The sequence below is a fragment of the Candidatus Methylomirabilota bacterium genome (assembly GCA_036005065.1).
GTDB lineage: Bacteria > Methylomirabilota > Methylomirabilia > Rokubacteriales > DASRDR01 > DASYQW01.
Genome location: DASYQW010000377.1, coordinates 1 through 7,240 on the forward strand (window position 1 = coordinate 1; position 7,240 = coordinate 7,240).

A 7,240-nucleotide genomic window follows, 5' to 3' on the forward strand; every position below is an offset into this window, starting at 1 on the left:
CGGGGTCAGACCAAGGACGTCCGGTTCGCCACCTTCGAGGACCGCGTCGTCGGCCTGGCCCAGGCGGCCCTCGACGTGGCCGAGCGCTCCGGCCTCTAGTCGATCGGAGGGGGCCTCAACGGCCCCCTCCGAGACCTCCCCAGGAAAAGTTGCGCGGGCGAAGCCCGCGCTCGGAGTGGACCAGCGTGAGTGGGGCGGTTCGGCTACACGGCGCGCCCGGTTAACCCGACAGGCTCCTAGTGCTGTTCCAACTTAACCGGCCTAATAGACCGGATACGGGTGAGTGGATGCGGCCCGCGACCCAGGGACCGATGACGGTAGCGCAGGTACCGGTAGATGCGCTGCCGACGCACGCGGTGGCTCGGGTCGTCGGTGTTCGTCAAGGTGGCGCGCTTCAAGACCCCGAAGTGCGCCTCGATCAGATTCAGCCACGAAGCCTCCGTGGGCGTCCAGACCGGTCGGATCCGGAGCTGCCGCAGCAGGGCCAGGAAGCGCGGATGATCATGGACGTTGTGCAGATTGTCCATGATCACGAAGAGCCGCCGGCGTGGGTAGCAGGCGCGCAACCGGCGGAAGGCCTCGCTGACGTCGACCACACGCTTTCGACGACGGAACACCCCGGTGAGGCAGTCGGCATGGACGTCATAGAAGCCCAGGAACTGTTCGGTGCCATGGGGGCGCCGATACGTGGCGCGCACGCGGGCGGGCCGGCGGCGGCGCGCCCAAGTGACACCCCCCAGGGGGCGGAGCTCGAGGGGCCCCCACTCATCGAAGCAGACTACCGCCGCCCGCGGCGGACACTGTCGGTAGAGCCCGCGGATACGTTTTTTTTCCGGTCGAACGCCGGATCATGCGACGTCTTCCAGGTCCGCACCCGCTGGGCGGTGAGCCCTTCCCGGCGGAGCAGCCGGCGGACCCACTCATCGGTGACCGGGGGCAGCAAGCGACGCTCCCGACAGTACGTCGCGAGCTTGGGGACGGACCAGGCCGAGAACGGGAGCCCACGCTCGGCGGGACTGGACAGGGCCACGTCCACCAGCTCCCGGAGTTGCTCGGCCTTGAGGATGGGTGGCCGCCCTCTGGGATTGGCGACGCGCTCGAACGTGGTCCAGCCACTCGCATTGAACCGCCGGATCCAGTCATACGCCGCCGTGAAGTGGCAGCCGACCCGTTCGGCCGCCTCGACGACCCCCCGCCCCTTGCGGACTTCGTCGATGATCCGGTACCGCTGGTGCACGCGCACCGACAAGGACAGGTCCTTGAGCTTGCTCCGCAGCACGCGCTGCTCCCCCCGCGTCAGCGGGCGGAGCCGGACGGGCTTGGGCATCCAGTCCCCCCTTTCGTTGGGGGACAGGATACCACGTATTAGTCATAGTAAGTTGGAACAGCACTAGGTCATTTCGGGGGGGTCTCGGAAGACCCCCCCGATGCCCCCCCGTCGTGGCGGCGGCGAAGCCGCCGCTCGGAGCGCCACTCGACGCATCGCCCGCTCGGGGCCAGCCGCCTGGTTACTCCGACAGACCTGTAGATTGTGGCAGGGGGCCTCCGCGGCCCCCTCCCAGGCCCGCGTCACTGGCCGCCGATCCCTTGACGGCACGATACCCCCGCCATACGATGGCGTGACGTCGGAGCTCGCGGGCGCCGCTCCATCCTTGGGCAAGACGTGGAGGAGGCCGCGGCACGGCGAGCTGGTCCAGCCGAGCAAGGAGGGATCATGCCTAGCGAGCAGGTCTTCATCGGAGGCCAGTGGCGGCCTCCGTCGTCCGGCGAGACCTACGCCACCATCAATCCCGCCACCGAAGAGGAGAGCGCGCGGGTCGCCAAGGGCGACGAACGCGACATCGACCTCGCGGTCCAGGCGGCCCGCCGGGCATTCGACCAGGGGCCGTGGCCCAGGATGACGGCCGCCGAACGCGGCCGCCTTCTCTGGAAGCTCGCCGACCTCATCACGGCGAACCTCGACGACATGGCTCGCCTGGAGAGCATCAATACCGGAAAGACGCTCTTCGACTCGGGGAAGGTCGAGCTGCCCTTCGCCGCCGAGGTCTTCCGCTATTACGCCGGGTGGCCGACCAAGATCCACGGCGAGACGTTGAATCTCCGCGAGGGCGCGTTCAACTTCACCCTCCGCCAGCCGCTCGGCGTGGTGGGCGCCATCGTCCCGTGGAACTTCCCGTTCCTGCTGGCCTCGTGGAAGATCGCCCCCGCCCTGGCCGCCGGCAACACGGTCGTCCTCAAGCCTGCCTCGCTCACCCCGCTCACCGCGCTCAAGTTCGCCGAGCTGACCGCGGAGGCCGGCCTGCCCGAGGGCGTCTTCAACGTGGTCCCCGGGCCCGGCGGCAAGGTCGGGATGGCCCTCGTCCGGCATCCGGGGGTCGATAAGATCGCCTTCACCGGCTCCACCGAGGTCGGCAAGGGGATCATGCGCGAGGCGTCGGCGACGCTCAAGCGTGTCTCGCTCGAGCTGGGGGGCAAGTCTCCGAACATCGTGTTCGCCGACGCCGACATGGAGGCCGCCCTGCGCGGGGCCATGACGGGCATCTTCTACAACAAGGGCGAGGTGTGCGCGGCCGGCTCCCGGCTGCTCCTGGAGGAGGGCATCCACGACGAGTTCGTCGGCAAGCTGACCGATCGGCTCAAGGGGCTGAAGGTCGGCGACCCACTCGACAAGTCCACCCGGATGGGTCCGGTGGTCTCCCGGCAGCAGCTCGAAACGGTCATGAGCTACATCGAGGCCGGCAAGCGCGAGGGCGCGCGCCTGGCCGCGGGGGGCGACCGGGCCCGGGTCGGCGACGGCCGAGGCTTCTTCCTCCAGCCTACCGTCTTCACCGGAGTCACCGGCTCGATGAAGATCGCGCGCGAGGAGATCTTCGGCCCCGTCCTTTCGGTGATCCCCTTCAAGAGCGTGGAGGAGGGCATCGCCCAGGGCAACGACACCTATTACGGCCTGGCGGCGGCCGTGTGGACCCGCGACGTCGGCAAGGCGCTGCGGGCGGCGCGGGCGATCCGCGCCGGCACCGTCTGGGTCAACGCCTACAATCTCTACGATGCCGCGCTCCCGTTCGGCGGCTTCAAGGAGTCCGGCTTCGGCCGCGAACTGGGCCAGGCCGGGATGGACCTCTACACCGAAGTGAAGAGCGTCTGGGTCGACCTGTCCTAGGCTCTCCGCCGAGCGCCACCGTGGATGCCGCCCCCCACGCCGCCCAGCCCACGCCGGCTCGACGCCGGCTCCGCGCGCTCATGCGCTTCGGGATCGCCGGGGTGGCCGTCACCATCGGGCTCCTGGGGGTGTTCCGGGTCCCGCGGTGGGTGGAGCCGTTCGCCGACCCGATCGAACTCAAGATCCTCGACTGGCACGCCCAGTTGCGCGGACCCATCCGGCCGCCGCCCAACATCACCGTGGTGGCCATCGACGAGTCGAGCCTCGAACGCATCGGGCACTGGCCGTGGCCCCGGACGCGAACGGCCGAGCTGATCGACCGCCTGTCCGCCGCCGGCGCGCGAGTGATCGCCCTCGACCTGCTCCTCTATGAGCCCGACCAGAACTCGAGCCTCACCCTGGCGCAGTCGCTGACCCGGCGCTACCGGGCGCTCGGTCTCGATCGCGCAGGGGGCTCGGCCGGCCAGTTCGCCCGAACCCTCGAGGAGGCGCTGGCCGCGGCCGATCCCGATCGGGCATTGACCGAGGCCATGACGGCCACCCGGCGCGTGGTGCTCCCCTACGTCTTCGTCTTCCCTCCGGTGCAGGCGCCGCCTCTCGACGACGACGCCCGGCGGCGTCTCAATCGCTCGAGCGTCGTCGGCCTCGCCGAGGAAGAGGCCCGGGAGGCGGTGGAACCGCTCCGGGCCGCCGGGGTCCTCCTCCCGCTCCCCCAGTTCCACGCCGCCGCGGCGGGAGCCGGTCACGTCAACGTGATCCCCGACCCGGACGGAGCCTTGCGGCGCTTCGCCCTGGTCATCCAGCTCGGGGACGCCTACTTCCCCAGCCTCATGCTCGAGACGGCTCGGCTCGGCCAGAGGCTCCCCCGGTCGCGGGTCCGGCTCACCGTGGACCAGCACGTGCAGGTCGGCGCCCGCCTGATCCCGACCGACCAGAACGGGTTCATGCACCTCACCTATTACGGGCCCAGCGGGACCTTCCCGCGCATCCCGGCCGCGGACGTCCTGACGGGATCCTCGCCGCCGCCGGTCGACGGCCACATGGTCCTGGTGGGCTTCACCGCCCTGGGCCTGATGGATGTCCGGCCCACCCCCTTCGACGCCGACATGCCCGGCGTCGAGAGCCACGCCACCGCCCTGGCGAACCTCCTCGAGGGGCGGAGCCTGCGGCGCCACTCCTCCATGCGGCTCCTCGAAGCGGTCGGCGTCCTCATGCTGGCGCTGGTCTCACCCCTCGTCCTGCCGCGCCTCGGCGCGGTGTGGGGCACCGTCGTGGCCCTGGCGCTGGGCGGGATGACGGCCGGCCTCGGGCATGCGGCGTTCCGCCTGTGGGGAACGTGGGTGGAGTTGCTCCCGCCCCTGGTCGCGCTGGCGGTGGCCCACGTCGGGAGCGTCACCTACCAGGTCCTCACCGAGCAGCGCGAGCGACGCTGGATCAAGCGGGCCTTCCAGCAGTACGTGCCGACCGAGGTGGTCGAGGCGATCGCGCAAGACCCCACCGCGCTCGTGTTCGGCGGCGACCGGCGTACGCTCACGGTCCTGTTCTCGGACATCCGGGGCTTCACGACTTACTCCGAGCGCCACGCCGCGGAGGACGTCGTGGCCGTTCTCCAGGAGTATCTGTCGGAGATGGTCGAGATCGTCTTCCGCCACGGCGGAACGCTCGACAAGTTCATGGGAGACGCCGTCATGGCGATCTTCGGGGCGCCGCTGGCCGACCCCGACCATGCCTTCCACGCCTGTCGGGCCGCGGTCGAGATGAACGATCGGCTGGCCGAGCTCAACGCGCAGTGGCAGGCCGCCGGTCGAGAGCCGCTGGCCGCCGGCGTGGGCATCAGCACGGGCGAGATGCTGGTCGGGAACTTCGGCTCATCCCAGCGCTTCTCCTACACGGTGATCGGCGACCAGGTCAACCTGGGTTCCCGCCTCGAAGGGTTGACCAAGGAGTACACGACGCGGCGCCCGATCATCATCAGCGAGGGCACCTACGCGCAGGTCCGCGGGCGCGTGACCGCCCGGCCCCTCGGCAGCGTGACCGTCAAGGGCAAGCTCCAGGCGGTCGAGATCTACGAGCTCGAGGCTTTGACGCCGCCTTCCGGGGAGGGACAGCCATGACGCGCATGCGACCGGTCTTGATGGTGGCGATCGCCGGGAGTCTCTGCTGGACGGTCTGGGCCGAGGGCCAGCCGGCGAGCAGCGCCGAGGTCCGTCTGGCCCGGGCGCCGGCGGACGTCGTGTCCCGCGGCCAGACGGCCGCACGGCCCCTGGCCTCGGGCGCGCGGCTCTCGGAGGGCGATCGCGTCCGCACGGGTCGCGGCGGCGCGGCCGAGATCCAGCTGGGAGACGGGAGCCTGGTGCGCGTGGGCGAGCTGTCCGAGCTCGAGATCGACCGGCTCGACGTCGACGCCACCGGGGCCCCGACCACCTCCCGCTTCAACCTGGCCGCCGGACAGGCGCGGGCCTGGGTGGCCCGCCAGGTGATCGCCAAGGTCGCCACCGGTCAAGGCCGGTTCGCCGTGCAGACGCCCACGGCCGTGTCGGCCGTCCGGCAGACCGATTTTGCCGTCCTCCACGACGCCGACGCCGTGACGCGCGTGTACACCTTCGAGGGGACGGTGGAAACCACCGCGAGCCGAGTGGGAGCCGGGTCGGTCCTGTGCCCGCGGAACCGATGGACGCGGGTGGAGCCCGGGCGAGACCCGGTGCCGTGTGCCGTGATCCCGCTCCGGGACAAGCGCTCGGTGCTGAAGGTCCTCGCCTTCCGCTCGGCGACGGTCGGGCCGGGGAATCCCGATCTCGCTGCCCTGCACAACATGGGGATCAAGCTCTCCGACGAGAAGCTCACCGGGGCGAAGGCGACCGGAGGCTCGTCGATCGCGCCCGGCATCCCGGCGAGAACCGGCCGGGGTGGGGCATCCAGCCCGGGGACGGTGAACATCACGGTCACGACTGACTGAGCAGCTCACCGGCCGCGGCCAGTGGCTGGGTGCGTCCAGAGGGGGAGGGCATGAGGCGGACCGGTCGGGACTCCGTGGTGCGCCGGGGTTGGGCGCGAACGCTGGCGGGGATGCTGATGCTCGCCAGCGGCGGGGTGACCGCCGCGCCCGCCGCCGCCGACGAATGGACGCTCCAGACGGGCGCCCACGTCGACGCCTGGAGCGGCGGGGGCCAGAGCGGGCACCAGATTCTCCTCCCCTTCTCGCTGGCCTTCGACACCCCCGACTGGGGCGCGGGCGTCCGCGGCGCCTTCGGGAACTCCGAGCGCGACCCGGGGAACGCGCCGTCGGGTTCGATCACCGGCTTCGTCGACACCACCCTGTCCGGGTACTACGCCCTGACGGTCGCCGGGATCGAGCTCCGGGCCGGCCTCGGCCTCGATCTCCCGACGGGAGTGTCACGCCTGCGGGCGAGCCAGCTGGCGGCGGTACAGGACGAGGACCTCGTCACGCTGGAGCGGTTCGGCGAGGGATTCGACATCAATCCCACCCTGGCCGCCTACCGGAACTTCGGCGCCTTCGGTGTCGGCCTGGGTGCCGGCTACCTCCGGCGAGGCCGCTACGACCCGACGCGCGACACGCCGGACGACGACTTCGATCCAGGCGACGAGTTCACCGTGGCCGTGCTCGGCGACGTCTACGTGGCCGACGCCGTCCGGCTCCTCGGCCGCCTCGCCTATACCTGCTTCACCCGGGACACCATCGGCGGTGTCCCCGTCCTCCGGGAGGGCGATCAGCTGGACTTCCGGCTCAGCGCCGAGTGGCGGCCGGAGCCCTGGTGGGTCGTCGTGGCGGTGCGCGACATCGTGGGCGCCAAGGCCGAGCGCCCGGGCCCGACCGGCGCCCTGGTGACCGAATCGCACAACAGCAACGGGAACGACCTGCGCGGCAGCGTCACCGTCGGCTACCTCCTCACCGATGCGTGGTCGGTAGAGGGCACGGTGGCGGTCCGCCACGTGACCGCCAACGACTATTCGGCTGGAGATCCGCTCCGCGACGGCGGCCGGACCAAGGTCGCCTTCGGACCCGGGGTGACCTGGAGCCCCACCCGGACGTTTGCGATCGACGCCGCGGTCCGCTACTTC

Annotated in this window: 6 protein-coding genes; 4 read left to right on the forward strand and 2 right to left on the reverse strand. The window is 70.9% G+C overall.

Annotated features, from left to right (window positions below; all coding sequences use genetic code 11):
* Positions 1-236 precede the first annotated feature (236 nt).
* Positions 237-821: a transposase gene (locus VGW35_25555; protein HEV8311043.1), complete on the reverse strand. Its 585-nt coding sequence runs from the start codon at positions 819-821 to the stop codon at positions 237-239.
* Complete coding sequence (locus VGW35_25560) at positions 779-1,327, reverse strand: helix-turn-helix domain-containing protein (GenBank protein ID HEV8311044.1); 549 nt, start codon at positions 1,325-1,327, stop codon at positions 779-781. Before VGW35_25560 ends, VGW35_25555 begins: the two co-directional genes overlap by 43 nt.
* Positions 1,328-1,714: 387 nt before the next feature.
* Between VGW35_25560 and VGW35_25565 the strand changes: the two genes are divergently transcribed.
* The 4 genes from VGW35_25565 to VGW35_25580 form a co-directional block, all read left to right on the forward strand.
* Entirely contained in the window at positions 1,715-3,160 is a 1,446-nt protein-coding gene (locus VGW35_25565; GenBank protein ID HEV8311045.1) for an aldehyde dehydrogenase family protein, read from the forward strand.
* A 20-nt stretch (positions 3,161-3,180) separates the two neighbouring features.
* Complete coding sequence (locus tag VGW35_25570) at positions 3,181-5,274, forward strand: adenylate/guanylate cyclase domain-containing protein (protein HEV8311046.1); 2,094 nt, start codon at positions 3,181-3,183, stop codon at positions 5,272-5,274.
* Positions 5,271-6,116, forward strand: a complete 846-nt coding sequence (locus VGW35_25575; protein HEV8311047.1) for a FecR family protein — start codon at positions 5,271-5,273, stop codon at positions 6,114-6,116. The genes VGW35_25570 and VGW35_25575 overlap by 4 nt, the downstream gene beginning before the upstream one ends.
* Before the next feature lie 50 nt (positions 6,117-6,166).
* On the forward strand, positions 6,167-7,240 hold a 1,074-nt coding region (locus VGW35_25580; protein ID HEV8311048.1), incomplete at its 3' end, for a hypothetical protein.